Raw genomic sequence first — 25,323 nt, forward strand, 5'->3', positions numbered from 1 at the left:
AGCCATAAACACTCATACGAGACTAACATGACCCATACTGTAACGCCCTATCTTGGTGACATTACCACGGCTATTGAAAACAACCAACCATTAACGACAGAGCAAACCCAACTACTACTTACCACGGCACTTGATCGCGCCATCAATACCATTGACCTAACTTATGCAGAAATGCGCGGCGTCATGCTAGCCATCATGCAAGGTCAATGCCCCGATGCCATGATGGGCGCGCTGCTCACCGCGCTGCGTATGAAAGGTGAAAGCATCGAAGAAATCACCGCCGCCGCCCAAGTGATGCGGGAGCTGGCGATTAAAGTGGATTTGTCGGATGTGCCCAACGTCGTCGATATTGTAGGTACAGGGGGCGATGGCGCAAATTTGTTTAATGTATCTACCGCCGCTACCATGGTCGCAGCGGTTGCTGGCTGCCATGTCGCCAAGCATGGTAATGGCGGCGTTTCCGGCAAATCGGGCAGTTCCGATTTGCTGCAGCAAGCGGGTATTAATTTGGCGTTAAATACCGAGCAGATTACCCAGTCGATTAAAACCCATGGTATTGGTTTTTTGTTTGCGCCCAATCACCATGTGGCAATGAAACACGCGATGCCCATTCGCCGCACCCTAAAAACGCGTACGGTGTTTAATATTTTGGGACCTTTGACCAACCCGGCGGGCGTCAAAAATGCCATGATTGGGGTATTTAATCCTTCGCTGTGCGAACCGCTTGCCAATGTGTTCAAAAACCTTGGCGCAGAGCATGTGCTAGTCGTCGGCTCAGTGGATAACCTTGATGAAATCTCACTGGCGACTTATACCCACGTGGCTGAACTTAAAGATGGCAAAGTCAGCGTGTATGATATCGAACCTGAAGATGTGGGTATCGAATCGCAAACGCTTAAAGGTTTAATCATTGACAGTCCAGCACAGAGCCTAGCCCTCATCCGCGAAGCACTCGCTAACAATCCCAATAAAACCCCCATCGCCAAAAAAGCCGCAGATATGATTGCCTTGAACGCCGGTGCGACCATCTATGTAGCAGGTAAAGCAGATACCATAAAACAAGGCGTAGCCGTGGCACAAGATATCATCAGCAGTGGCAAAGCCTTGCAAAAAATGGCAGCATTAGCAAGCTTTACTCAGCAATTCACCTCTCATTAAATTTTTGGAAAAACCATGCCTCATCAAGCAGTCCCCTCGGTATTACAAAAAATTGTCGACACCAAACGTCAAGAACTAGTCAGAGCCAAACAACAACAATCTTGGCATGACCTTGAGCAAATTGCGGCAACGAACCGCGATGACATCCGTGATTTTGCCGGCAGTTTGCGCAAAGCGGGTATCCGTGTCATTGCCGAAGTCAAAAAAGCCTCGCCATCCAAAGGCATCATCGCCCCTAATTTCGATGCTGTCACCACCGCAGTCGGCTATGAACAAGCGGGTGCCGCTTGCCTATCGGTATTGACGGATACCGACTACTTCCAAGGCTCGGATGAGTATTTATTGCAAGTGCGCCAAGCGGTAAGCCTACCTGTGCTACGCAAAGATTTTATGATTGAGCCATATCACATTTTGCAATCACGTGCGCTTGGGGCAGATTGTATTTTGCTGATTATGGCGTGTTTATCGGATGCGCAAGTCGCTGAGCTGCATGAATTGGCGTTAAAGCTTGGCATGAGTGTACTCATTGAGTGTCATGATGAAATAGAAGTGGAACGTGCGTTACGCTTGCCAGCCCATCGCCAAAACGTGTATGGGGTTAATAATCGCAATCTACATAACTTTGATGTGAGTTTGGACACTACCCTACGCCTAAAAACACTGTTTCCACAAGATAGCTTATTGGTGACAGAAAGCGGGATTCATTCGGCAGAGGATGTAAAATTGATGCTGGGCTATGACATCCATGCGTTTTTGATTGGTGAGCAGTTTATGAAAACGGGTGATGCAGGTAGTGCTTTAGCAAAGTTATTATTAGAGAGTTTATAAGATGATTTTTAGGCACTAACATAAATTTAGCATGCTATGGGTGCTTAGAACGCATGTTACTACTATTTGAAAATTATAAAAAAGATGTTGCTAAATGAATTATTAAATCCAAGGACTCTTTCGCAAAAAATTTATTTAATAGGATATTTATTATTCGTGCTTTTTATTCTTTTTAATACTATTTTGCCATGGAAAGGACGAGACTTCCCAAATAAAGCAGAGATACTTTATAGCGAGGGAACTATTAATTACAACTATCAGCAAGACGGTAGAAGTAAAAGATTATTACTTATTTTGGATAATGTAAATAATACAAAAGAAAATCAAGTGTTTGGTTGCAGCTATTCTGCTTATTCTACTCCCAGTACATCAGTGTGTATTAGTAAAAAATATATAGAAGATTATATTGGAAAAAAAGCAATATTTGGTTGGTATTATCAAACTGATTTTTTTGGCTTCCATAACCCAATACCTCAACTAGTGTCGATAAATGTAGATGGAAAATATATAAAAAGCTATAAAGACACAAAGAAAAACTTTTTAAAGATGAATATAGGTAGAAGCTTTATTTCGCTAATAAATCTTATAATTTCTTTTTTAATTTTTTATAAATTTATTTATCCCCTAGATTCAATTAAGAAGTAGCAGTGTGCGTTCCACTCACCATTTAAAATATTAACCTGAACCATGTAAAAGCGCATCCTACAAAATAACGATAAAACCTTATGAATTTGCTATAATATCCATTTTTTCGAGATCTAAAATGGCAAATTTATTTTCTAAAGAAATGCAAGACCAGTTAAAGCAGCTTAAAACCGAACTGGGTAAAGGTCGCAGCCAAACTAAAGAAACCGATGAAAACGGCAAACCGACTGAAACCGTGGGCTTATTGAGCAAGCAACAAGTCGCCAAACAAGTTAAAAAATATAATAGCGAACATCTTGATGATGATAAATTGCTATTTATGCAAGCCATGTCAGGCGTGCAGCCAATCAAAGATAAAAACTTGGCGGATAAAAACAACGCTGGCAATAAGCTTGATGCGACGACGCTAGCCAAACGCGCGGCGGCAGTCGGTGGTGACGATGATAGCGGGCATGTATTGTCTGATATGCAAGCGCTGCTCAACCCCGTCTCTGGCGATGCTTATTTAAGTTATAAAACCGCAACGCTACAAAACAAAGTGTTTAATGATCTCAAACAAGGCAAGATTCGCTGGTATGATGCCGTAGATTTACACGGTGCCACCATTGAAGAGGCCCGTGAAGCCATGAGTCAGTTGATTTTACAGGCTCAAAAAAACAATGAAAATTGCGTGAAAATCATTCATGGCAAAGGCATTGATAGTATCTTAAAAACTTGCGTCAATGGCTGGTTGCGTCAGATTCCTGAAGTGCTTGCTTTTTGCTCAGCGCCTGCGGCACAAGGTGGCAATGGTGCAGTGTTGGTATTACTCAAAAAACGTGAAAAAGCCAATCGCGACCAATAACCATTGTACTGCTATTCTGACTATAGGTTAAATTTTACGAAATCATGCATAGAACAATCCATGCATGATTTTTTTAACAGGATTTTTTAATTGTTAATAGTTTATTCTTAGTTTTTGTTTATAATAGGCTCTTTTTTTTCATGGATTAAATGCTCTGCATTAATCTACTCTCAACTGGCTAAAAACAGCGACCATTTGACTTTTGACAGCTGACTGTTTTTAACACCACTGGGTATAGGAGAAAGGTAACTTTGAACAATACCACCACTGCGACTAATTCGCCCGCTAAATTGCAACGTCAATTGGCACTCTGGCACATTATCATTATTGGTTTGGCGTATATTCAGCCCATGACCGTATTTGATACCTTTGGCTTGGTTTCTGAAGCCAGTCATCAGCACGTTCCAACATCTTATATTATTGCATTGATTGCTATTTTGCTTACCTCGCTAAGTTACGGTAGCATGATTCGTCGTTATCCTTCGGCGGGTTCGGCATATACCTATGCGCAAAAATCGATTCATCCCAATGTCGGGTTTATGGTGGGTTGGTCTTCTTGGTTGGATTATTTATTGTCACCTTTAGTGAATATTATCCTAGCGGTGATTTATCTTGAAGCGCTGTTTCCTGATGTCAACAAATGGATTTGGGTATTTATTCTGACGGGATTTATGACCTGGATTAACGTGCATGGCTCCAAAGTCGTGGCTTATTTTAATAGTTGGATTGTGTTTATTCAGCTATTGATTATTGGTGTATTTACGTGGTTGGTGTATAGCAAATTGATGGCGGGCACCAATGCGGACGGCACCATCAATGATGCAGCTTACCAATTATGGAGCTTAAAGCCGTTTTGGAGTGATATTGCCAACATGACGGCACTTATCAGTGGTGCAACGATTTTATGTTTCTCTTTCACAGGCTTTGACTCTCTAAGCTCATTGGCAGAAGAAACCAAAGATGTGCAAAAAACCCTACCAAAAGCAATTTTCTTGACCGCATTGATTGCAGGTATTGTGTTTATCATTAGCACTTACTTTATGCAGATTTATTTCCCACAAACCCCTGACAAATATTTCCCAGATGTGGCTGCTACCCAGCCAGATATTTTGATGTTGGTCGGTGGTTCTGCGTTTCAAGCCGCCGTATTGGGCTTTGCAATTGTTACGGTGATGGCGTCAGGTATTTCTGCGCATGCCGGTGTCTCTCGTTTGATGTATGTAATGGGGCGTGATGGGGTCATTAATAAACGTATTTTTGGTCATATTCATCCAAAATACTTGACCCCAACCTACAACATCTATATCGCGGGTATAATTGCATTAACCGCGGGTTTTATTGAGTTTGATGTCATCGCGCATTTGATTAGTTTTGGGGCGTTGACGGCCTTTAGTTTTGTTAACTTATCCGTGATTGCGACCTACATCATCCGTGAAAAACGCTACCACAGTGCCTATGATTTATTTATGTATTTGATTGTGCCGCTGTTGGGCTTTATCAGTGTTGCGCTGATGTGGAAAGAAAGTGAGCCTATCGCCATCAAAATGGGTTTAAGCTGGGCAGTAATCGGTATAATCTACTTGGCATTTAAAACCGGTGGCTTTAAGCGTCATCCACCGATGCACAATGAACATGAATAATGGTTAAGGTGGTGAAAAGGTCAGATACGATTCTGACCTTTTTTATGTCTGTGGCTTTTGGGGAAACGGCATGTTAGAAATTTTATATCAAGATGAACACTGTGTGGCAGTCAATAAGCCTGCGGGTATGCTCGTCCATCGAAGCTGGCTTGACCGTCATGAAACCGAGTTTGTGATGCAGACCCTGCGCGACCAGTTGGGACAATACGTTTACCCGATTCATCGCTTAGACCGACCAACCTCTGGCGTATTACTTTTTGGCTTATCAAGCGAATCAGCGCGGCAACTGTGTGAGCAATTTGAAAACAGGCAAGTGCAAAAATCTTACTTAGCCATCGTGCGCGGGTTTTTGACAGTGAATGATCAGACATCTGGGCTGATTGATTACCCACTCACACAAATTTTGGATAAAATTGGCGATAAACCAAGTTTGCAGGCACTGCAACAAAGAAAAGTTAGTTCGACAGAAATGTTGGCTGAATCCCTTAGAAACCCTACAGAATTAACCTTACTGCAACCTGCGCAAACGCACTGGCAATGCTTGGCAACAACTGAGCAGCCGTTTCAAGCGCGCGCACGCTACCCCACTTCACGTTTTAGCCTGGCTAGATTGACGCCCATTACCGGACGAAAACACCAACTACGTCGCCATATGAAGCATGTGTTTCATCCGATTATTGGCGATACCAGTTATGGCGATCATCACCAAAATCGCGCCATCCGTCAACATATCGGCGTGCATCGATTAATGTTACATGCGCATACGTTGGCTTTTCATAGACTGACCGACAATCGCCGTGTTGATATCACTGCGCCTATGAATACAGATTGGTTAACAATGTGTGCGCAGTTTGGCTTTCATTTGCCTTGATAGATAGCGATATCATTATTTGGCGACATCCTTTACGCAACCAAGTAATCACTCACTTTGCTACCGAGGGTCGCAAATGTTGCGCCAATGCCTGCACCCACCAGCACATCAGTGGGATAATGTAACCCTAGCACCAAGCGCGATAATGCCACCAGCATCGTAAATGGCAGCAACACCCATAACATCATCGGCACTTGATGCCCTATCATGGTGGTAAACAATACTGCTTGCAGCGTATGCCCTGATGGAAAACTAAATACATCTAAAGGCCGTTCACCTAAAGTAATGGTCTGGTGTACTTGGTAAGGGCGTGGACGTACTGTGTGCACTTTTAGATACTTATACAGCAAATAACCACAAAAACTGCTGAGTAATACCGCACACACTTTCATAGCGACGATACTAGCGACCAGTCCTTGTAATAGTAACGCTACTAACATCACTACCGTCGATAGCGCCCAAAACCAACCATCGCCTAAGCGGCTGATGGTTTTGAAAAACTGCGCAAAAAACTTCAATTGCGACAGCAAATTTACCCGTAAACATAAGCGAGTATCCCATTGCAGCACGCGTTTTTGCAAATGATATAGTTTAGGTTTACTGTGCAAAAACTGATAATAATTGCGCATTAAATTGGGTAAGTCTTCGACAGGGCTAACAGAGGTACAGGTGAATTCTGAATTGGCAAGTAACAGTTTGGATTTTTTTATGGGTTGATTCATGGATTGATTCATGGCGCCATCCTTTTTTTGCCTATTTGAACATCACGTTTTGGAAAAAAACGCGGCAGATTCAGCGGGTCTTGGGGTTGGGTGACTATTTTGAGTTGAGTGACTATTTTGGGGTGAATGACTATATCGTGGCTGTTTTTTTGCCCCGACAGTCGGCGGAACTGGCTGAGGTGTGGGGGCGATTGTTGAATCTGCTCGCGGATGTTGAGCTATTGCTTGAGAAGGCAAAATGGCTGATGTCACTGGGCTAGCTATTAGGGTATTGGTTTGGATTGATAGCACCTCATAAAACATGGTCAACATTTCTTGGGCAGGTTTTTGCCAAGAAAAAGCAGCTACCTTGTGTCGCGCAGCTAGTCGCATCTGATCAAGCTGTTGTTGTTTGGGTAATTCACTGATCATCTCTATAAAGCGTTGTTCTTGCCCAAGCGGTACGGTTTTACCACAACTATCATCCACCAACAGCGCCGCAGCCGCGTCATGATAGGCAAAAATTGGCAAACCCGATGCCATCGCTTCGGTGACGACATTACCGAAAGTTTCTACTTGACTAGCAAATACAAAAGCATCGGCACTGGCATAATAACTTGCCAACGCCTCGCCTGTTTTAAAGCCTGCAAAAATAATGCTTGTATCATTGGCATGCCGTTTAACGAGCGCTTCTTTGTATGGTCCATCACCGACAATCACTAATTTGACATGACGATGCAGCTGCTGTAATTGTAGCGCTTTGAAGCTTTTAATGACGGTATCCATACCTTTTTCAGGGGAAACACGGCTCACACACATTAACACTGTGGTACCCTCGCCCACGCCCCAACTTTGCCGTAATGCTTGGCTACGTTTGCTCGGTGCATAGCGCGCTGTATCAACGCCACGACCCACTTGGTACAAATGCTTGAAACCAAATTCAGCAAGCTGATGTTGGGTGGTCTGGCTTGGAATACACGTGGCATTGCAATGGTTGTGAAAACGCTTCATATACGCAAGCAAAGGTAGTGATACAACTTTCCAGCCAAAATATCGGCTAAAATCATGAAACGCGGTGTGATAACCTGAAGAGACTTTAATGCTTTGCTGTTTGCCAGCAATCAGCGCTGCAAGCCCCAAAGGACCTTCCGTCACGATATGCACGATATCAGGACGAAGCTTGCGCAGCTGCTTCGTTAAAAATCGGTAACAAGGTAGCCCCATGCGCAGATGCGGGTAATAGGGAATGGGCAAACTTGGCACTTGCAAATCCGTGGTAACAGCCGCCGTGTTAAGCCCTGTCGTTAGGGTATGTTGTTCGACTTCATCGCTTTGTTTGGGGCGAATCAAAGTGATGCGATGCCCCATCGATTTGAGTTCGCGCATGATTTGATAAACGCTTGAGGCTACCCCATTGATATCCGGCAGCCAAGTTTCAGTCACCAAAGCGATATGCAATAATGGCCTATTGTCATGAAAAGGTGTGCCTGCAACTTGAGTTGAGAGATTCATGTGATTTGCTGACATCGTCTGAGTGTCAGACGAAGCCTGGTACAAATTAGTGTTTACAGTGTTGTCACTCATAGTATGTTATCAACCATTACAACCGACTGCTTTGTTTGACTACAAAAGCCGTTTCGGTAAATTAAATCAATCCTTTGTATGGGTTAAGCTTATAAGCCGCCATTGACAACCTCATGTCAATTTGATAACAGTTTGATGACAATTGCATCGCACCTATTACAACTGTCACACCTATCGCAGCTATTACAAGTATCGCAACTATCGCAAATAGGGATCGATTTTGCTAAAATAGCGAGCATATTGCAGCTTTATAGATTAATGCCTTATAGATGGTTAAATGACTGATTTGATAAATACATCGAATAATACCGCTATGCCCAATACTTCGACGTTGGATACACCGATTGTGATGCTGATGACACATGCCCCTAGTCATCCGCTTACCAAACGAGCGCTTGAATGTGCCCAATCGCTATGGGCAAACGATGGTAAAACAGCCGATGAGCAAAACCCGTTAACTACTACCGATTTTAAAATTTTCTTATATAGTGATGCGGTGATGTTGGCCAACCGATTAATTTGGCTGCCAGATGATATCGAAAATCTGGCAAAAAATTGGCAACACTTTGCTATAAGTCATGATTTAACCATTCAAGTGTGTGTAAGTGCCGCTTTGGCTCGCGGGGTGACAGATGCTGACAATGCGACTAGACATCAGCTACAAGGTGACAATTTAGCAGATGGCTTTGAATTGGTCGGTTTGGGTGAATTAGCCATGCATCTGCACAGTGCAAAAACGGTTTATCAGTTTTAATTGGGATGGGTTTAGCGATAGCGATTTACTATGAAAATTGTCATTAATATTCACACTGACACGTTTTTGCTTTGTCATGAAGCCTTATCAATGGCGTTTGCGCTGGCAGCGTTTGACCACCAAATTCAGCTGACTATCGGTCATGGCATGCTAAACTTACTACTTGACGAGCCTACGGGCAAGCTTGCCCATATGCTGGCATCCCTTGATATGTATGATATGCCGCCCGCTTGGCTAGCGCTAGCGGATTTTGATAGATTCAAAGCGTGGCAAACGAACCTATCAGTAGACTTTGATTGGTGTGCTCAAGTATCGCTAAAGCCAACCACAGCGCCTCATTTTGATACCACTTTTGACTTATAAATACTATGACCCAACTTCCCGACCTTGACCAAGACGGTCATTTGATAGCTCATCAAACATGGTCACCAGATATCGCGCAACAATTGGCGAACACGCTGGATGTCACGTTAACCCCTGAGCACTATCAAATCATAGACGCGGTACGTCAATATTATGACTTGTATAGCCATCCACCGACGACCCGTCCTTTAATCAAGTTTTTATCTAAGCAATTACCCTCATTGGCGGTTGATAACGCCAAACTGCAAGCCATGTTTAATACGGGTCTTGTCGCGCGTCATGTCAACCGCATTGCCGGGTTGCCCAAACCTGCAAATTGCTTATAAATTTTGCGGTTATTTTGGGTCATAAGGGACGAGATTGTCATAACCGATACTGTGACCGTTATCACCGCCAAATCCCTGCTGACGCCAAACTTCAAATAAGGTAATTGCCACGCTGTTAGACAAATTCAAACTGCGAGAGATCGGCAACATAGGCAAACGCAACCAGTTGTCTTGCCCAATTGCCGCACGAATTGGCTCGGGTAATCCCGCCGTTTCTGACCCAAATACCAAAGCGATATTTGCCAGTTGCGTAAAATCTTCATCATATAAAGGTTTGCTAAGCTTGGTGGTCAAGGCAACAATTCTTTGTACCCCACTTTGGCTTAGACTGTGCTGTGCATCCTGCCAATTGGCATGTACTTTGATATTTGCCCATTCATGATAATCGAGCCCTGCTCGGCGTAATTTTTTATCTTCTAACTCAAACCCTAGTGGCTCAACCAAATGTAGCGTTGCGCCCGTATTGGCGCATAACCGAATAATATTGCCTGTGTTGCTTGGCATTTTGGGTTCAACTAATACCACATGAATCATATCGACATCCTTAACCAGATTGAAATAAAAAAGCGCTAAATGCGACGATCAATTTACAAAAAACCTATACTTATTGCGTAAATTTAAGTTTTTTTTACAACTTGATAGTTTTGGTTACATTAACGCTATAGCGACGTTAGACTAACCTGCATTACCATGACTCTACCAAGCATGTTTTACTTTATTTTAACTTCTATGAACCAATCTTCTATGAATCAATAAAGTCGCATGATTTAATCTGGTAGCTAAAAACTGTTAAAAAATAATGGATATATCTGAGGAAATTTAAAATGAAAAAATTAATTGCTGCATCAATCGCTGTTATGTTTGCTGTCACAGGCTGTAATACAGTCAAAGGTTTTGGTAAAGACGTATCAAAAACAGGTGACGCAGTAACCACTACCGCACAAAAAACTGAAAACAAAATCTAATCGTAGATTCTCTGTTTAAGTAAAAAAACCCATCTCGCTGATGGGTTTTTTATTGCCTATTTTATTGGCTATCGGTTATAACCCTAGTAGGTTATAAAATTAGCTGTTTTTTGGCAAATTTTCAGGTAGATAACAGCGTAGATAAGCAATCACCGCTGTAATCGCTTCTTGGCGATAGGCATCGGTGATTTCTTTTTCTGAGCGATAAGCTAAAATAAAAATACCATTGATAATACCGTACGCGACTAACAATTGCTGATAAATGGTTTCTAAAGCCGGCATTTTATAATGCTCAGACAACTTATCATACACCATTTGGGCGAGGCTTTTTTCGATTTCACTGCCAAAGGCATTGCCCTCAAAATCTGGGGTATTGGTCTCATAAATCAAACGGGCAACCGTTAAATCGGATTGAATAATATCAACACCTGTCTCAATCACTGTGGTGATATAAGCCTGCCAGCGACTAAATTGTTTGGCATCGACTTTTTCAAGCTTGTTAAAGATTTCTATCGCATTTAAAAAACGTAATGCCAAAAAAATCGCTTCAACGTTTGGGAAGAAGTGATAGGCTGAGGCTCTAGGAATGTCCGCTCGTTCACACACATCCGCCAAACTAATCTCACTGACAGGTCGGGTCGCGCTCAACTCTTTGGCAGCGGCTAATAATTTTTGGCGACGCAAACGACCTTGCTGGCTAGTGAACTTGAATTTGTTAGGAACCAAGCGGCGAGCGAGCTCAGAGTCCACCAATACATCCTCAATTTTTTCATCATAAGCGCTTGACATATTTCCTCTCTATCGACTGATTATGAATAAAGTTTAATTTGTGCCCGTACCAATCCATGATCGGTTGGGCGTTGTTCTACAATAAATTTGAGATGATCATTAAAATAATCAACTTGTAATACTTCACCGATGTTAAATTTACTATCAGCTAAAAATTGTTCAGATACCAAAATCTGGTCAAGCACTTCTGGCATACCTTGGTGGATATGGGTGTACGCCACATCTTTAAGCCAGTGCATACGACTTTGTATCGTAGAGGCATCATACAGTACGATATCCCGCATCGACTTATCATAAAATACTTCGCCCGATTCGCTTAAAAGCTGACAAGTGACACTCTGCATCACATCATTCATATCCCCTAACAAAATCAGCGGATGGTTGTTGTGCGACAGTTTTTCAATAACCACTTGGCGAATGCCTGCCGCTTCCGCTGCCCGCATACAAAGACTGCGTAGCTTGGCGCGGACTCGAATTAGCGGATCATTGCGATCTTCTAACGGCTCGCCTTGCGCGTTTTCTAAAAACTCAGGGCGTTTACTTTTTAGATGCGCCACAATCACGGTGACCACCATGCCATTTGGCAATCTGATGTCAGCAATCAGCGGGGGACGATTAAATTGTTGATAAAGCCCAACATCAGGTACCTCTAACAACGCAATCGCAGGCATCTGCGTGAGCAATTGGGTGTTAATAATCTCAAAACGCGATACCAAACCTACGCTCGGGGTACCAATCGCGCCTCGTCCTTGGGTTAATGGACTATCTGGCTGATTACTGGCTAGTGGCACAGTGACATGATAGTCATTGAGACCAGCTGCATGACATAAGTCAATGAGTGCTTGCTCATCCCAAATTTCTTGGCAACCAATGATATCAGCTTGCAATTGACGAAAAATGGGGGCAAGTCCATCAATCTTTTGTTGATATTGCTGCGGCGTATACACGTCTTGGTTTCGATAAAAAACCCGATTGGGCAGTGCAAAGTTAAGTAGATTTGCCGTAGCGATAACAAATTGATTGTCCACTGTCATATCCTTAATGTTTAGTTACCAGTTATCCCTGCTTGCTTGTAGCAACATTGTCCAAAAAATTTCCTGACTTTCATCTTCGTAACTTTTATCATAGTAAATTTTATCACTGTCGACACAGTGTCAAATTTTGAAGCATTATACATTTTTTTATTCAATTTCTACACAAAAAATCACTATTTCTAGCCAAAATTTGCTGATATTTTTAAGCAGGGTTTAAAAATTAGGTAAATAAAGTGCTTTTTTTTACTTAATGCACTTAATTGCTAACGAAAATCTCTCTCGTGTCGAGTCTTTAAAAAAATTTTTCGTACAGTTAACTATTTGTTTTTACATTACTTTTAGTTTTTGTGCCATGTTAATGGTTTTCTTGTTTTAATTTTGTTCGTTTAATAGTTGATTAATATAAAACTGCCAACGCTCCACGATGGCTTGGCGCTCAGACAAGGCCATCTTAGGCTCAAAGATACGGTCTAGCTGCCAACTTTCACCGATGCTAGTGTCATCATATAGCCCCACCGCTTGCCCTGCCAATAATGCTACCCCTTTTGCGGTACTCTCTGTGGTCGTCGGTCGCAGCACAGGGACATTGAGTATATCGGCTTGAAATTGCATTAAGATATTGTTATTGGCAGCACCCCCATCCACGCGCAGTTCGTGCAGTGGTACCGGGCTATCTTTTTGCATGGCGATTAACACATCATAAGCTTGCAGCGCAATCGCTTCTAAGGCGGCTCTAGCGATGTGCGCTTTGGTAGTGCCGCGTGTCAGCCCGATAAGTCTTGCGGTAGCATCTGCTCGCCAGTAAGGTGCGCCAAGTCCGGTAAAGGCAGGAATAAGGGTCACTCCTTGGCTATCCGGTACTTGCGCCGCCAAGGTTTCAATGTCCTCACTGCGCGCTATCATACCTAAGTTATCGCGTAGCCACTGCACGATGGCACCCGCCATAAACACACTGCCTTCAAGCGCATATTGTGTTTGCGTGACGCTTGTTTTTTTATTTCGTTGTAAATTTTGTAGAGGTTTTAATAAGTTGGGCAATTTACCTGAGGGTTCATGCCGGTTAGGTTGACGAGTATGATTCGCCTCTGTGGTTTGCCAAGCAACGGTGGTGAGTAATTGCTGATGACTAACACAGGGTTTATCGCCGGTATTCATTAACAAAAAACAGCCCGTGCCATAGGTGGATTTTGCCATGCCTGCCCGGTTACAGCCCTGCCCATACAATGCCGCTTGCTGATCGCCTAGCACTGCCGTGACTGGGATTTGTTTGCCAAACATCCCTTGTTTGGTGACCCCAAAATCGCCATCTGATGGCTTGATGGTAGGTAACATGGTTTTGGGAATATCAAATAAATCCAATAATTCATCAGACCAGTCGCCTGTTTGCAAAGACATCAGCATGGTGCGTGAGGCGTTGGTGATATCAATGCTATGCTCGCCTGTCATGTTAAACAGTAGCCAACTATCCACGGTACCAAAAGCCAACTCACCTGCTAGCGCTTGTTGGCGAAGCTTAGGGTTTTGGTTTAACAGCCATACGATTTTGCTGGCACTAAAATAGGGATCTATACGTAATCCGGTAATTTGCTGGATTTTGGCATCAAAGCCTTTATCACGCCAGTCTCTACACCACTGATGGGTACGTCTATCTTGCCATACAATGGCGGGTGCGACAGGCTTACCCGTCTTTTTATGCCAAATTATGGTGGTCTCACGTTGGTTGGTGATACCGATGGCTGAAATATCTGTCGACAATAATCCTGCTTTGGCAATCACTTCTTGGGCGGTACTAATTTGGGTTTGCCAGATGTCGTTGGCATTTTGCTCGATAAACCCGGCTTTTGGGGTGATGATACCCAGCGGCTTTTGGGCGATGGCGATGGGTGTTAATTGGTTATCAAAGATGATACTGCGGCTTGAGGTAGTGCCCTGATCCAGCGCTAAAATAAATCCGTTTTCTGTTTTAGCCATGTTGTTGTCTCAAACGATTATGTTAAGCGTCAATATGTTATCTTAGCAAATACTTGCCCATCAACTTTTATATTACTGCGGCTGAAACCTTAAGGCAACGATTCGCGAAAAAATAGCCATTGATTTTATCAACAAAAAACCACATCATACTGATACTTTATTACTACTTACCAAAACCTATCTGTTAACTACAAGTGACTCTAAACCTTAGATTTCAGACCCTAAGCACTGTCACTATCATTGTTTATCTTTTCCACTACCGCTTTTTAATGCGTTGATGAAACTTGTTTTATGAAAAATACCCTTGCAAAATCTGTTCGTACTACCCCTGTGACTTCAAAATTCTCTTCTATCATTACCGATACCATCAAATCTGACAATTTACAGCCTGTTGCAATCTCGCACTTGCGCCGTTATACCGACCCAGCGACCTTGCCAAAAGATAGCCACCATACCAAAACGCTTGAGATTGGCTTTGGGCAAGAGCGCGCCTGTAAAGCGATTGCCACTGCGCTTGATATCAATGCCAATGGTTATCATATCTTTGCTGCAGGCGAAAACGGACTGGGCAAACGCACCTTAATCACTCGCCTGCTACAAGCTCACGCCAAACAAAAACCCACGCCCAATGACTGGGTGTATGTGCATAATTTTGTTGATGCGCGCACCCCGATTGCGCTTGACCTGCCTGCTGGCATGGGCAAGCAATTAGCGGAAGATGTCAAAACCTTTTGGCTAACCACCAAACGTCAGCTCAATCAGCGTTTTCGCAGTGAGCACTATCAAAGTAAGGTAGAAGCCATAAAGAATGAAATTAGCCTTCGTGAAGAACAGGTCTATCATGCGCTGCATGAAGAAGGCAAACAATATTCACTTGCATTGGCGCTGCGACCTTCGGACAATAAACCGATTTTTATCAAATCTGATTTTAGTGACAACCGAGCCGATGGCAATGACAATGACAGTTACAATGATATCGAGCCAAGCGATAGTTATTTATCAATCAAACCTGCTAATAAATTGGGTCGCCAAAAATCCAGTGGTAAAGCACCAGTTTTACCACTTAAAGCCAATCAAACGTCTAGCACCACAACTAGCGCCTCTAATAACACCTCAAGTGCAACCAATCAAGCCAGCTTTGGCTTAACCCCAAAATCGCCGTATGTTGCCAATTATCAAGATAAGAACCATATGCAAAAACGCTTGAGCCAACTGACCGTTGAGCTTGAGCAAATTGAAGATGAAGCCAATCAGACCCTGCAAGCGCTACACCACTCATTGACTCGGCGTACCTTAAAACCATTGATGGAGCCGTTATTTGACAAGTATCAAGACTTACCAAAGGTTCGTAAGTATTTGCAAGACGTGCATGACGATATCGTCAATCATGTAGAACGAATCATCAATGAAGATGATGAAGAGTTTTTGCCCAGCCATTTCTCGCCATTGCCAGCGCGCTATTTTGTCAATGTGATTGCAAGCCATGCGCCCGATCAAGGCGCACCGATTGTGTTTGAAGACTTACCCACCCATTTAAATTTACTCGGGCATGTCGAGCAAATTACCCATTTGGGTACTGTGTCAACAGATGTCAGTCTGATTCGCGCCGGTTCACTGCACCGTGCGAATGGCGGTTATTTGGTGCTTGAAGCAACTAATTTGCTTGAATATCCGTATGCGTGGCAAGGTCTCAAACGCGCGCTGCAAAGCCGCCAAATCAAGATGTCGAGCCTTGAGCAAATGCTGACACTAACAGGCAGTATTAGCCTTGAACCACAACCGATTAAGCTTGATGTCAAAGTTATTTTACTCGGTGAGCCAGACTTGTATTATGACCTGCTAGATTTTGAGCCTGAATTTAATGCCGTATTCAAAATCCGTGCAGATTTTCATGATCGCGTGGTACGCAGTCACGCCAATGAACAAGCGATGACTGCCAAAATTGCCGATATGATAAGCAAATACCAATTGCTAACGTTTGATAACACCGCGTTGGCATGTTTATTAGATTATCTTAGTGAGCAAGCAGAAGACCAGCATGAGTTAAGCCTACATGGGGACAGATTGGCGCAGCTCTTACTCGAAGCCAATCGTCATGCGCTCATCAATCAATCAGAGCTTACCCCTGAAAACACAGTGACCGCTAGCCATGTCCGCCAAGCCATTGAGGATATTCGCCATCGCTCGGGTTATTTACGGCAATTGTTCTGGCAAGAACTAGAAAAAGGGCAACAGCTGATTAGCACCCAAGGCAAAGCGATTGGTCAAATCAATGCGCTAACGGTCATCAGCTACGCAGATAGTGAATTTGGTATGCCTGCGCGATTGACAGCGTCAGTGCATCACAGTGCCGCGCACGCCGATATTGTTGATATCGAGCGCGATGTGGATTTAGGCGGCTCTATCCATGCCAAAGGTGTGCTGATTATGAGCAGTTACCTAAAAGCACTGTTTGCAGAAGACCACACGCTCAACTTTACCGCATCGCTGGCTTTTGAACAAAGTTATGGCGGTATTGATGGCGATAGCGCGACAGTAGCCGAAACTTGCGCACTACTGTCTGCCCTATCGCAAACCCCGATTAATCAAAGCTTTGCGGTGACTGGCTCGATGAACCAATTTGGTCAAGTCCAAGCGGTCGGCGGCGTCAATGCCAAAATCGCCGGGTTTTATGATGCGTGTGTCGAGCAAGGCTTGACGGGCAAGCAAGGGGTGATTGTGCCCAAAGCCAATTTGGCGCAATTGATGCTGCGTCAAGATATCATCGATAGCGTGACGGCAGGTAAATTTACCATCTATGCCGTAGAGCATGTCAATGAAGCCATGTATCTATTGACGGGTCTGGCGCCAGATGAGATGACCAAAAAAGGCAAATATCGTAAAAATACCGTTTATGGTCGTATTTATGAACGCTTAGAAACTTGGGAAGAAAAAGACGCAGATGACAAAGAATAACGCCTCATTGGGTTATTGTTTATCGCTGATAACTTGCTTGCTCTATATCAAGCAATGTTTGCTTAATCTCAACCCCACCGGTATAACCGCCCAATTTGCCATCGCTGGCAATCACGCGATGGCAAGGAATAATGAGACTTAGTGGGTTGCGGCCATTGGCCTGCGCGACTGCGCGAAAGCCTTTGGGATTATCCACTTGTTTGGCAAGCTGTGCATAGCTGATTGTTTGACCGTAAGGGATTTGTCGTAATGCTTGCCATACTTTTTGCTGAAAGGGTGTGCCTGTGTAGAGTGCGATGGGCATATCAAATACTTGTCGCTGTCCATTAATATATTCGTCAAGTTGACTGATGGTATTTCGTAAGACTTTGGCATCGTCATCTACTGAGTCAGCCAAATCTTTGCTTTGTATATAGTGCGCTTGTGCAGTTAATTGTTGTAGGATTTTTTGGGTTTGCCAATCAAGCGCGATAAGACAACCTTTATGTGCGACAAGGGTAATTGTTGGTAATTTGATTGATAGTTGGTAGTTTGTGGTAAGCATTTTATAAGACAAATTTATCTAGAAGTGATTTAAGAATTTTCTGCATTTTATAACTTTCTTCAATCAAAAATTCATTTGCACCCCGCCATTCAGACTTGTCTGAATATCCAACTGCTTCGTTTGTGATAATTATAAAACTATATACAGTTTCAGGACAACGCTCCCAATTAACAGGATATTGAAATTTTGATTCGATTTCTTCTTTATGCTGATATAAATAGTCGAATATTTTTAAAGTGTCTTCTTTATTATTACCTTTTATTTCAACTCTAATTTTTACAGATTCCTTTGTAATTACAACACTTATTCCGACACCATTTCCTAATTTAGTACCTAACCAATTATCTTTACTTGGTGTCCTATTAGCATATAAATTTTCAGCATTTGATAAAGTCGCATTGATAAATTGCGACCAAAAACTTATTAGTACGCTTTGTTTATTATTTTTGATTTGAATGTCTTCTTGTTTTTTCTCCGCAATATCTATCATAAAGCTTTCAACTTCGGGTACAGGAATAATTTGCTGAGTATCAAAGAAAAAGTCATTATTAAATTTAAAAAGTTGGCATTTTATACAACGGATATTAATACCAAAATTCATCAGCCATAATACAGCTGATGTTACTTCTTGACGGAATTCAGCAGCGACTAAAATGATTCGTTGCGAAGTTTCATTGGGATTTAATCCAATATCATCTTCTGTGCTATCGCTAAGAAATTCATTTATTTTTTGTTTAGCGCTTGCAATATAATCATCAGAGTTTTGGCTATCATATTTTCTAAGATAGTCAGCAAACATATTTATGATTTTCTCATCTGTAAGTCGAGAGCAATAAGATGCATATTTCACAGACTGCCATACAACATCTTTACCAGAACTATCCGTTTTATTTTCAATAATGACTAAATTACCACTTTTATCTAACGCCAATAAATCTAATCTTTCAGACGTATTGTCAAACCCGTTAAATTCTTTTTGAATAATTAATAATGGCTCGCCAAGACATTCTGGATTGCTCACAATCCATTCTTGCAAATCTTGGCGCTCTCTAAAACCCACTTCACTAAATTGAATTTTATCAATATTAGTCATCTGCTTATTAGCAATATTTAAGTGATACATGAGTTACTCATCTTTTTCAAACAGGGCTTTGACAAAATCATCGGCTTGAAATGGGCGCAAATCATCAATTTTTTCACCCACGCCAATAAAACGAATCGGCACATTGGTATTTTCAGCGATATTAAATACCACGCCGCCTTTTGCCGTGCCATCTAATTTGGTGACGGTCACGCCTGTCAGTGGCACTGCTTCATTGAAGATTTCTACTTGATTTAGGGCATTTTGTCCTGTACCGGCGTCGAGCACTATCATGGATTCATGCGGCGCTGTCGGATCGGCTTTTTGCATGACGCGAATCACTTTTTTCAGCTCTTCCATCAAATTGGTTTTATTTTGCAGACGCCCTGCAGTGTCGGCAATCAGCACGTCAATGCCACGGGCTTTGGCAGATTGAATGGCGTCAAAAATCACCGAAGCACTGTCTGAGCCATGACCTTGGGCGACAACAGGGATATTATTGCGCTCCCCCCAAACTTGCAATTGCTCGGTGGCTGCCGCACGGAACGTATCGCCCGCTGCTAACATCACTGATTTTCCTTCACCTTGCAGACGTTTGGCAAGTTTACCGATGGTGGTGGTTTTACCCACGCCATTGACCCCAACGACCAATATGACAAACGGTTTTGTGCTAGCATCCACCACCAGCGGTGCAACTTTGGGTGTCAAGATATCGGTGAGTTCTTTTTGTAGCGCTTTATACAGTGAATGAGAATAAATCAAATCACCGCGGGCTGTGGCTTCGGTCAAGTTTTTGATGATGCGATTGGTGGCATTCACCCCAATGTCAGCGACCAACAGCTGGTCTTCGACTTCTTCAAGTAGTTCATCATCAATTTCTTTACCCCCAATCAAAATATTGGTTAAGCCTTCGGTCAAATTTTTACGACTTTTTGACAAGCCTTGCTTCATGCGGCTAAACCAGCCGCCTTTTTGTTCAGGTTCTGCGCTTGGCGCAGCCGTATTGGCAGGCGGCTGTATGGGTGCAGGCTGACTTTGGTGTTGGCTTTGCGGCATTGGTGACACAGATTGGGGTGGCGCAGGTGTTTGCAGCGTTGACGTTTGGGCGGCTTCAGCGATACGCGGCGTTTCAATAATTGGCACATCTTGTACAGGCAGATTGGGCATCGTAGCATCATCAAAATTAGTCGGTTGGTTATTAAAATTAATTACCACCTTATTAGAAGCATTGTTATTAAATTGGTTGCTACTCATATCATCGCCTATGGTTAAATTTGTCATTAAAATATTGAGATGTATAAAATTATAACAGTGTTTGTTCGCAGTTTGAAATAAACATGCTGTCAATCCCTTAAACCCATAGGATGTGTGGTATGGGAAAAAACTGTCCGTTTACAGCTTGTTGCGCTAAAAATTTGCAGCTCGTATTTATTCAGATTTAATCGTGCAATGGGCTTTCAAATAGCAATCAATGCCAACATCCGTTATCATGGTTTATCTTTTATAATGCCTGCAAACCCCATTGCCCCACAATCAAAAAACCAGATTAAAGATTAAAAGTTAAAGAGAAACTATGTTAAACCGAAACACTGTGTCAAAGCCTACATTTTTTAACCTTACCCTCCTTGCTGCCGCCTTGACTTATACGCTCTGTGTATCAGGTTGCAGCACTGCGCAGACCATCGCAGCCAAAACCATGCCGACCAAAACCACCCCGACTTTAGCCAATACGCCTATTAACGCGCATCCAACTGCTAACGCGGTAACTGACACAACCCAGCAAACGCCGAGCCCCACAGATTTTGACAGCGATAGGGCAGCAACGCGCCATGAATATACGCTGGATAATGGCTTAAAGGTGATAATCAAAGAAGATCACCGCTCCCCTGTGGTGATAAGCCAAGTATGGTATCGCGTGGGTGCAACTGATGAACCTACTCATTTAGGCGGTATGTCGCATTTGCTTGAGCATATGATGTTTAAGGGGACAAAAAACGTGTCCTCAGCAGATTTTGAACGCCTTATTGCCAAATTTGGCGGTAGCAATAATGCCTTTACCAGCTATGACTACACCGCATATTATGAAATTTTCCCTGCCAATCGCTTAGCGCTCGCCCTAGAGCTTGAAGCCGATCGGATGACCCATTTACAGCTAAAGGACAATGACTTTACCGCTGAGCGCCAAGTGGTGATGGAAGAGCGCCGCCAGCGGACCGATGACAACCCAAACGCTCTCGCCTATGAGCAGTTTAGCAAAATGGCTTACCCTAATAGTCCCAAAGGGGAATCGGTCATTGGTCCCATGGCAGAAATCGAATCCATTGGATTAAAAGACCTAACTGATTGGTATAAAACATGGTATGCGCCCAACAATGCGACCTTAGTAATCGTGGGCGATGTCAAACCAACAGAGGCTATCAATGAAGTCAAAAAATACTTTGCCGATAAAAAACCACAAACCCTGCCAAAGCGCCCCAGTGTGATACAGCCAGGCTTTCGTGGTTATCAAGAAAAAACCACCCAATTGCCCGTGCAAGTGCCTATGGTCATGATGGCGTTTAACGTGCCCACGCTTACCACAGCAAAAGACCCCAAAACCGCCTATAGTCTATCGCTACTAGCCGATGTACTCGATGGCGGTTTATCTGCACGCCTAGAAAAACGCCTAGTACGGGAAAAACAGCTACTAGCCTCAGTCGGCAGTGGTTACAGTGCCTTTAGTCGGGGCGATGGGCTATTTTTAATCCAAGCCACCCCGCGAGATGGCGTTACGCTTGCCCAAGCCAAACAAGCAATCATTGATGAGATTGACGCGCTTAAAAACCAACCGATTGCACAAAGTGAACTGACCCGTGCCAAAACCAACACCATGACCAGTTTGATTTATAGCCAAGATAGTATCAGCGGACAAGCGCAGATGATTGGCAGTCTAAACAGCATTGGGCTTGATGATCGGATGGTGTTTAACCTACCCAAAACCTTAGATAGCATCACAGAAAGTGACTTACACGCTGCCGCTAGCAAATATTTGGTTAACGACAATTTAACCGTGCTCAATGTGGTAAAAGCAAAAAAACCCAATAAATAACTATAAAACCAGTAACTTAACTTATCCTGACTTGACTTGCCCTCATTGCTGTCAGACCATCCTTAGAATGTTGAGAAAAAAAATGAAACCACATTTAGCTAAAATCTTATTACTAATGACCACCATTGCCACGCAAGGGGGCCATGCACAACCTGCCACCCATAGCGATGCTCACAGTAGTGGCAATGTTGACCCCACTGCACCCATTGCCGCTTTAGACAAATTAACCAGCCTAAAAACCACGGCACCGTTAAAAGTGACCTTACCAAATATCATCCACTTTACGACAGATTCGGGTACCCCAGTCGCTTTGGTACAAACCCACAATTTACCGATTGTGGATGTCAGTGTGTATTTTAATGCAGGCTCAGCTCGTGATGAAGCCATTAAAAAAGGCGGTTTTGGGATTGCCAGTCTGACCGCAAATATGCTGGATCAGGGCACACGCCATCAAAGCGAAGATGAGATTGCCGAGACCAGTGAGCAGCTTGGGATTGATTTATCTGCCCGTGCTTATAAAGACATGTTTATTGTGAGTTTGCGCAGTCTATCCGATGAAGCGCGTTTATCCCCTGCGCTTGGTTTAATGAGCGATATGATGACCCAGCCTACGTTTCCAAACAAAAATTTTGAACGTACCAAAGCCCAGTATCTAATCAGCCTGCAACAAGCCAAAGAAGACCCCGATAGCATCGCAAGCAAAGCCTTTGCTGCGGCGCTTTATGGCAATCATCCCTACGCCCACCCCACCCAAGGCACAGAAGACAGCATTGCCAAAATTAATGCCAACCATCTCAAAGCTTTTAGCCAGCAGTTTTTGGTGGCGAAGAATGCAAATATTGCCATTACAGGCGATATCAGTATTGAGCGCGCGCGGGCGCTTGCCAATCAGCTAACCGCTCAAATGCCCGTTGGCACAGCTGCCCCAAAGCTTGCCGATGCCAAACCTTTGAGCGCCGCTAAAACGATTCATATCCCATTTGATAGCACCCAAACCACCGTATTGATGGGGCAATTGGGTCAAAAACGCGTGGTGGATGGTTTAGGCTTGCAGCATCAAACCAACTTTGCCATTGCCGATGAAATCGTCGGGGGCGGCAATTTTCAAGCCAGATTGATGGAAGATATCCGTAAAAAACGCGGGCTCACCTATGGTATCTATAGCAGCACCACGCCGATGCTTGCCCAAGGTAGTTATACCATTAGTTTTTCTACCCGTAACCAAAAGTCGCAAGAAGCAATTGAGGCGACCAAGCAAGTCATCAAAAATACGCTAGAAAAAGGGGTAACGCCAAACGAATTGGCTTTAACCAAAGACAGTCTAATCAACAGTTTCCCCACCAGCTTTGCTAGCAATGCCGCCATGAATGCTACAGTTGGTATGATGGGGTTTTATCAGCTGCCAGATAGTTACTTGACCGAGTACGTGACGCGCGTGCAGCGCACCGACCTTCACGCTGTCAATCAAAGCTATAAAGACCTCATTGACCCTAACAAGTTTTTGATTGTGACGGTTGGGAACGCCACGCCAAACACAACAAAAACCGCAACAAAAATCGCTAAATAGCCAATGTAAACAGCTTAACAGTTGCGTTAGGGTTAAAAACGGCAGGGTGATGAGCTTGAGCTATGGCTTGCGCCCCATTTTCGAAAGCCTTGCGTATCAAGATGCACCGAGCCTGTCGGATACAAGCCAAGTCCAAAATTATAGCTTTGCCCGTTGGACTGCCAAAACTGGCAAAGCCCATCAAAGGTACTTTCTATCGCCCATTTGTTGGCTTCGTTTTCAGGTATCCAAATATCAATTGCGCCATTGGTCATGTGCTTACTCTCGCCCGCACCGCCCGCACAATCATTTAATGCAGGGTTTCGATACACGGAGCGTATCACTGTCGAATACGGCAAATAACCTTGTTTTTGCAGTTGCTGCAGCATTTGCAGGGTGGGCACGATATTTTGCCATAGTGACGCAGGCGGCACTTCATACGGCTCAAAACCGCAGCGCCGTGCATCTCTGGCACTCGTGATTAACTGATCCATCGGCGGAATACTGCCTAATTGGCTTTGCAAGTAATTTTGATACGCCAACACTTCTGATTGCTGGTAGCTGTGACTAGCCAACCAATCCTTAAAATCTGCATCATTGGTATAGACAACGTTACTATTGTATCGTGTGGTATTTTTGAGTGCGCGATAGTCTGTTGTAGATCGGGTTGTGTTTTGACGGTTTAGAATAAGACCGCGCATATTGTCAGTCTGCGTGACAGTGGGATTTTTAGGGTTTGGATGGGTTTGACGAACGATGGTCGTAGTAGGTTTTCGGTTATCAACGGGTGTGACAGGATGATTACAGGCGATAAGCAATGTCATTATCATCCCTGAGCCAACAATGCCTATCAAAATCTTGGTTTTGGTATTCTGAGTCTTGGTAGTGTTTATATTCTTAGTCTTGGCACTCTTGGTATTGGCATACTGGGCTGTTTGCACGTTGTCTTCGATAATGCTTGGTTTATTTTTGGTCTTGTTTTGATGTGTCATGGACTGCCTATTCACGTTTCGTCAAAATGGAAAAACACCACGGACTTATGAGCAACTGTCAAAAAATTAGGCTTGATATGCTTAGGTAATCATGCCTACCTGATAATTATTTTCACTTAACTTAATTTTCACTTACTTAATAGTTATGTTCATTTCATAATTGAGCTTAATTAATAGCTCACTTAATATAGTGACTTATTTTTATGAAACAAGTGTTATAAACTATTACATTATTAAGACTACCAAAATCACATTAAGCCATATAAACTATTGAGCCTATTTTTGTGTCTTTTTACAGACTTATTGTCACCGGGTTAATTTGATGTTTGGTGTGTATGGTAGATAAGATTGGACAGTACCGTTTTTCTAGGCAAGCTCATCACTTTGGTAATGACAGTCTACCCTCCTTTTGGCAGCGCGTGCATTTAGACCCTTGGTTATTGATGCTATTGTTTGTCACAGCTTTGTTTGGTTTAGCCATTTTATACAGTGCCTCTACTCAAGACATGGGAATGGTCATCCGTCAAACCATTAGTTTTACCATCGCGTTTGTGGTAATGATTGTCATGGCGCAAATCCCGCCCAGTCTTTACCGTGATTTTACCCCGTTTTTCTATGTGGGTGGCGTGGGATTACTGATACTG

General features: G+C 43.3%; 23 protein-coding genes and 1 pseudogene. 14 read left to right on the forward strand and 10 right to left on the reverse strand.

Annotated elements, in window-relative coordinates; genetic code table 11:
• Window positions 1-27: 27 nt before the first annotated feature.
• The 6 genes from trpD to RT034_RS01485 all read left to right on the forward strand — a co-directional run bounded on the left by trpD (window position 28) and on the right by RT034_RS01485 (window position 5,986).
• Window positions 28-1,158 (forward strand): anthranilate phosphoribosyltransferase, encoded by a 1,131-nt coding sequence (gene trpD, locus RT034_RS01460; protein WP_313012788.1) that lies wholly within the window; start codon window positions 28-30, stop codon window positions 1,156-1,158.
• 15 nt (window positions 1,159-1,173) lie between these two features.
• Window positions 1,174-1,986 (forward strand): indole-3-glycerol phosphate synthase TrpC, encoded by an 813-nt coding sequence (gene trpC, locus RT034_RS01465; protein WP_313012792.1) that lies wholly within the window; start codon window positions 1,174-1,176, stop codon window positions 1,984-1,986.
• 84 nt (window positions 1,987-2,070) lie between these two features.
• Window positions 2,071-2,631, forward strand: coding sequence for a hypothetical protein (locus RT034_RS01470; RefSeq protein ID WP_313012795.1), 561 nt, complete (start codon window positions 2,071-2,073; stop codon window positions 2,629-2,631).
• 118 nt (window positions 2,632-2,749) lie between these two features.
• Window positions 2,750-3,475 carry a Smr/MutS family protein gene (locus tag RT034_RS01475; RefSeq protein WP_060994906.1) on the forward strand — a complete coding sequence of 242 codons (726 nt, stop codon included), beginning with the start codon at window positions 2,750-2,752 and terminating at the stop codon, window positions 3,473-3,475.
• Between the two features lie 251 nt (window positions 3,476-3,726).
• The gene (locus tag RT034_RS01480; RefSeq protein WP_313012798.1) at window positions 3,727-5,115 is read left to right on the forward strand and encodes an APC family permease; all 1,389 of its coding nucleotides are present in this window, start codon (window positions 3,727-3,729) and stop codon (window positions 5,113-5,115) included.
• 70 nt (window positions 5,116-5,185) lie between these two features.
• Window positions 5,186-5,986, forward strand: a complete 801-nt coding sequence (locus tag RT034_RS01485) for a pseudouridine synthase (RefSeq protein WP_313012800.1) — start codon at window positions 5,186-5,188, stop codon at window positions 5,984-5,986.
• Between the two features lie 32 nt (window positions 5,987-6,018).
• Here the strand turns inward: RT034_RS01485 and RT034_RS01490 are convergent, their stop codons facing one another.
• Together RT034_RS01490 and RT034_RS01495 are read right to left on the reverse strand one after the other, a co-directional pair.
• Complete coding sequence (locus RT034_RS01490) at window positions 6,019-6,615, reverse strand: phosphatase PAP2 family protein (protein ID WP_313013297.1); 597 nt, start codon at window positions 6,613-6,615, stop codon at window positions 6,019-6,021.
• Between the two features lie 135 nt (window positions 6,616-6,750).
• Complete coding sequence (locus RT034_RS01495; protein ID WP_313012802.1) at window positions 6,751-8,199, reverse strand: glycosyltransferase family 4 protein; 1,449 nt, start codon at window positions 8,197-8,199, stop codon at window positions 6,751-6,753.
• Between the two features lie 385 nt (window positions 8,200-8,584).
• Here RT034_RS01495 and tusD point away from each other — a divergent pair, with 385 nt between their 5' ends.
• The 3 genes from tusD to RT034_RS01510 are packed head-to-tail and all read left to right on the forward strand — an operon-like array spanning window position 8,585 to window position 9,714.
• Window positions 8,585-9,025 (forward strand): sulfurtransferase complex subunit TusD, encoded by a 441-nt coding sequence (tusD, locus tag RT034_RS01500; protein WP_409566282.1) that lies wholly within the window; start codon window positions 8,585-8,587, stop codon window positions 9,023-9,025.
• Between the two features lie 30 nt (window positions 9,026-9,055).
• On the forward strand, window positions 9,056-9,388 hold the full coding sequence (locus tag RT034_RS01505) for a hypothetical protein (RefSeq protein WP_313012807.1): 333 nt from the start codon (window positions 9,056-9,058) through the stop codon (window positions 9,386-9,388).
• 5 nt (window positions 9,389-9,393) lie between these two features.
• Window positions 9,394-9,714 carry a TusE/DsrC/DsvC family sulfur relay protein gene (locus tag RT034_RS01510; protein WP_313012809.1) on the forward strand — a complete coding sequence of 107 codons (321 nt, stop codon included), beginning with the start codon at window positions 9,394-9,396 and terminating at the stop codon, window positions 9,712-9,714.
• A gap of 9 nt (window positions 9,715-9,723) precedes the next feature.
• On the opposite strand, the gene RT034_RS01515 is transcribed toward RT034_RS01510, so the two are convergent.
• The gene (locus RT034_RS01515; protein ID WP_313012812.1) at window positions 9,724-10,248 is read right to left on the reverse strand and encodes a tRNA (cytidine(34)-2'-O)-methyltransferase; all 525 of its coding nucleotides are present in this window, start codon (window positions 10,246-10,248) and stop codon (window positions 9,724-9,726) included.
• A 290-nt stretch (window positions 10,249-10,538) separates the two neighbouring features.
• On the opposite strand from RT034_RS01515, the gene RT034_RS01520 reads away from it, so the two are divergent.
• Window positions 10,539-10,679 (forward strand): entericidin A/B family lipoprotein, encoded by a 141-nt coding sequence (locus RT034_RS01520; protein WP_099807879.1) that lies wholly within the window; start codon window positions 10,539-10,541, stop codon window positions 10,677-10,679.
• A gap of 99 nt (window positions 10,680-10,778) precedes the next feature.
• On the opposite strand, the gene RT034_RS01525 is transcribed toward RT034_RS01520, so the two are convergent.
• From RT034_RS01525 to glpK, 3 genes are all read right to left on the reverse strand, one after another.
• Window positions 10,779-11,468 (reverse strand): TetR/AcrR family transcriptional regulator, encoded by a 690-nt coding sequence (locus tag RT034_RS01525; protein ID WP_313012817.1) that lies wholly within the window; start codon window positions 11,466-11,468, stop codon window positions 10,779-10,781.
• A gap of 20 nt (window positions 11,469-11,488) precedes the next feature.
• Complete coding sequence (locus tag RT034_RS01530; protein ID WP_313012819.1) at window positions 11,489-12,502, reverse strand: endonuclease/exonuclease/phosphatase family protein; 1,014 nt, start codon at window positions 12,500-12,502, stop codon at window positions 11,489-11,491.
• 372 nt (window positions 12,503-12,874) lie between these two features.
• Window positions 12,875-14,473: a glycerol kinase GlpK gene (gene glpK / locus RT034_RS01535; protein WP_313012824.1), complete on the reverse strand. Its 1,599-nt coding sequence runs from the start codon at window positions 14,471-14,473 to the stop codon at window positions 12,875-12,877.
• Between the two features lie 291 nt (window positions 14,474-14,764).
• Here glpK and RT034_RS01540 point away from each other — a divergent pair, with 291 nt between their 5' ends.
• On the forward strand, window positions 14,765-17,428 hold the full coding sequence (locus tag RT034_RS01540) for an AAA family ATPase (RefSeq protein ID WP_313012826.1): 2,664 nt from the start codon (window positions 14,765-14,767) through the stop codon (window positions 17,426-17,428).
• Window positions 17,429-17,447: 19 nt separating this feature from the next.
• Here the strand turns inward: RT034_RS01540 and RT034_RS01545 are convergent, their stop codons facing one another.
• The 3 genes from RT034_RS01545 to ftsY are packed head-to-tail and all read right to left on the reverse strand — an operon-like array spanning window position 17,448 to window position 20,307.
• Window positions 17,448-17,972 (reverse strand): methylated-DNA--[protein]-cysteine S-methyltransferase, encoded by a 525-nt coding sequence (locus RT034_RS01545; RefSeq protein WP_313012829.1) that lies wholly within the window; start codon window positions 17,970-17,972, stop codon window positions 17,448-17,450.
• A gap of 1 nt (window position 17,973) precedes the next feature.
• The gene (locus RT034_RS01550) at window positions 17,974-19,095 is read right to left on the reverse strand and encodes a DUF4268 domain-containing protein (protein ID WP_313012832.1); all 1,122 of its coding nucleotides are present in this window, start codon (window positions 19,093-19,095) and stop codon (window positions 17,974-17,976) included.
• A gap of 3 nt (window positions 19,096-19,098) precedes the next feature.
• Window positions 19,099-20,307 (reverse strand): signal recognition particle-docking protein FtsY, encoded by a 1,209-nt coding sequence (gene ftsY / locus RT034_RS01555; protein WP_409566271.1) that lies wholly within the window; start codon window positions 20,305-20,307, stop codon window positions 19,099-19,101.
• 319 nt (window positions 20,308-20,626) lie between these two features.
• Here ftsY and RT034_RS01560 point away from each other — a divergent pair, with 319 nt between their 5' ends.
• On the forward strand, window positions 20,627-22,141 hold the full coding sequence (locus RT034_RS01560) for a M16 family metallopeptidase (protein ID WP_313012834.1): 1,515 nt from the start codon (window positions 20,627-20,629) through the stop codon (window positions 22,139-22,141).
• An 82-nt stretch (window positions 22,142-22,223) separates the two neighbouring features.
• Window positions 22,224-23,708, forward strand: a complete 1,485-nt coding sequence (locus tag RT034_RS01565; RefSeq protein WP_313012837.1) for a M16 family metallopeptidase — start codon at window positions 22,224-22,226, stop codon at window positions 23,706-23,708.
• A gap of 32 nt (window positions 23,709-23,740) precedes the next feature.
• On the opposite strand, the gene RT034_RS01570 is transcribed toward RT034_RS01565, so the two are convergent.
• The gene (locus RT034_RS01570; RefSeq protein WP_313012840.1) at window positions 23,741-24,679 is read right to left on the reverse strand and encodes a D-Ala-D-Ala carboxypeptidase family metallohydrolase; all 939 of its coding nucleotides are present in this window, start codon (window positions 24,677-24,679) and stop codon (window positions 23,741-23,743) included.
• A gap of 335 nt (window positions 24,680-25,014) precedes the next feature.
• Here RT034_RS01570 and RT034_RS01575 point away from each other — a divergent pair.
• A pseudogene (locus RT034_RS01575) lies at window positions 25,015-25,323 on the forward strand (rod shape-determining protein RodA); the annotation flags it as partial.

This window comes from Moraxella sp. CTOTU48841, from assembly GCF_032061225.1.
GTDB classification, from domain to species: domain Bacteria; phylum Pseudomonadota; class Gammaproteobacteria; order Pseudomonadales; family Moraxellaceae; genus Faucicola; species Faucicola cinerea.

Excerpts from the sequence above, each read along its gene's own strand:
- RT034_RS01525 (WP_313012817.1), bottom strand. The coding sequence starts at position 11,468 with ATGTCAAGCGCTTATGATGAAAAAATTGAGGATGTATTGGTGGACTCT.
- RT034_RS01515 (WP_313012812.1), bottom strand. The coding sequence starts at position 10,248 with ATGATTCATGTGGTATTAGTTGAACCCAAAATGCCAAGCAACACAGGC.
- RT034_RS01490 (WP_313013297.1), bottom strand. The coding sequence starts at position 6,615 with ATGCGCAATTATTATCAGTTTTTGCACAGTAAACCTAAACTATATCAT.
- tusD (WP_409566282.1), top strand. The coding sequence starts at position 8,585 with ATGCCCAATACTTCGACGTTGGATACACCGATTGTGATGCTGATGACA.
- RT034_RS01485 (WP_313012800.1), top strand. The coding sequence starts at position 5,186 with ATGTTAGAAATTTTATATCAAGATGAACACTGTGTGGCAGTCAATAAG.
- RT034_RS01520 (WP_099807879.1), top strand. The coding sequence starts at position 10,539 with ATGAAAAAATTAATTGCTGCATCAATCGCTGTTATGTTTGCTGTCACA.
- RT034_RS01530 (WP_313012819.1), bottom strand. The coding sequence starts at position 12,502 with ATGACAGTGGACAATCAATTTGTTATCGCTACGGCAAATCTACTTAAC.
- RT034_RS01565 (WP_313012837.1), top strand. The coding sequence starts at position 22,224 with ATGAAACCACATTTAGCTAAAATCTTATTACTAATGACCACCATTGCC.
- glpK (WP_313012824.1), bottom strand. The coding sequence starts at position 14,473 with ATGGCTAAAACAGAAAACGGATTTATTTTAGCGCTGGATCAGGGCACT.
- RT034_RS01475 (WP_060994906.1), top strand. The coding sequence starts at position 2,750 with ATGGCAAATTTATTTTCTAAAGAAATGCAAGACCAGTTAAAGCAGCTT.
- RT034_RS01550 (WP_313012832.1), bottom strand. The coding sequence starts at position 19,095 with ATGTATCACTTAAATATTGCTAATAAGCAGATGACTAATATTGATAAA.
- RT034_RS01540 (WP_313012826.1), top strand. The coding sequence starts at position 14,765 with ATGAAAAATACCCTTGCAAAATCTGTTCGTACTACCCCTGTGACTTCA.
- RT034_RS01545 (WP_313012829.1), bottom strand. The coding sequence starts at position 17,972 with ATGCTTACCACAAACTACCAACTATCAATCAAATTACCAACAATTACC.
- RT034_RS01560 (WP_313012834.1), top strand. The coding sequence starts at position 20,627 with ATGTTAAACCGAAACACTGTGTCAAAGCCTACATTTTTTAACCTTACC.
- RT034_RS01505 (WP_313012807.1), top strand. The coding sequence starts at position 9,056 with ATGAAAATTGTCATTAATATTCACACTGACACGTTTTTGCTTTGTCAT.
- RT034_RS01570 (WP_313012840.1), bottom strand. The coding sequence starts at position 24,679 with ATGACACATCAAAACAAGACCAAAAATAAACCAAGCATTATCGAAGAC.
- ftsY (WP_409566271.1), bottom strand. The coding sequence starts at position 20,307 with ATGAGTAGCAACCAATTTAATAACAATGCTTCTAATAAGGTGGTAATT.
- RT034_RS01495 (WP_313012802.1), bottom strand. The coding sequence starts at position 8,199 with ATGAATCTCTCAACTCAAGTTGCAGGCACACCTTTTCATGACAATAGG.
- RT034_RS01510 (WP_313012809.1), top strand. The coding sequence starts at position 9,394 with ATGACCCAACTTCCCGACCTTGACCAAGACGGTCATTTGATAGCTCAT.
- RT034_RS01470 (WP_313012795.1), top strand. The coding sequence starts at position 2,071 with ATGTTGCTAAATGAATTATTAAATCCAAGGACTCTTTCGCAAAAAATT.
- trpD (WP_313012788.1), top strand. The coding sequence starts at position 28 with ATGACCCATACTGTAACGCCCTATCTTGGTGACATTACCACGGCTATT.
- trpC (WP_313012792.1), top strand. The coding sequence starts at position 1,174 with ATGCCTCATCAAGCAGTCCCCTCGGTATTACAAAAAATTGTCGACACC.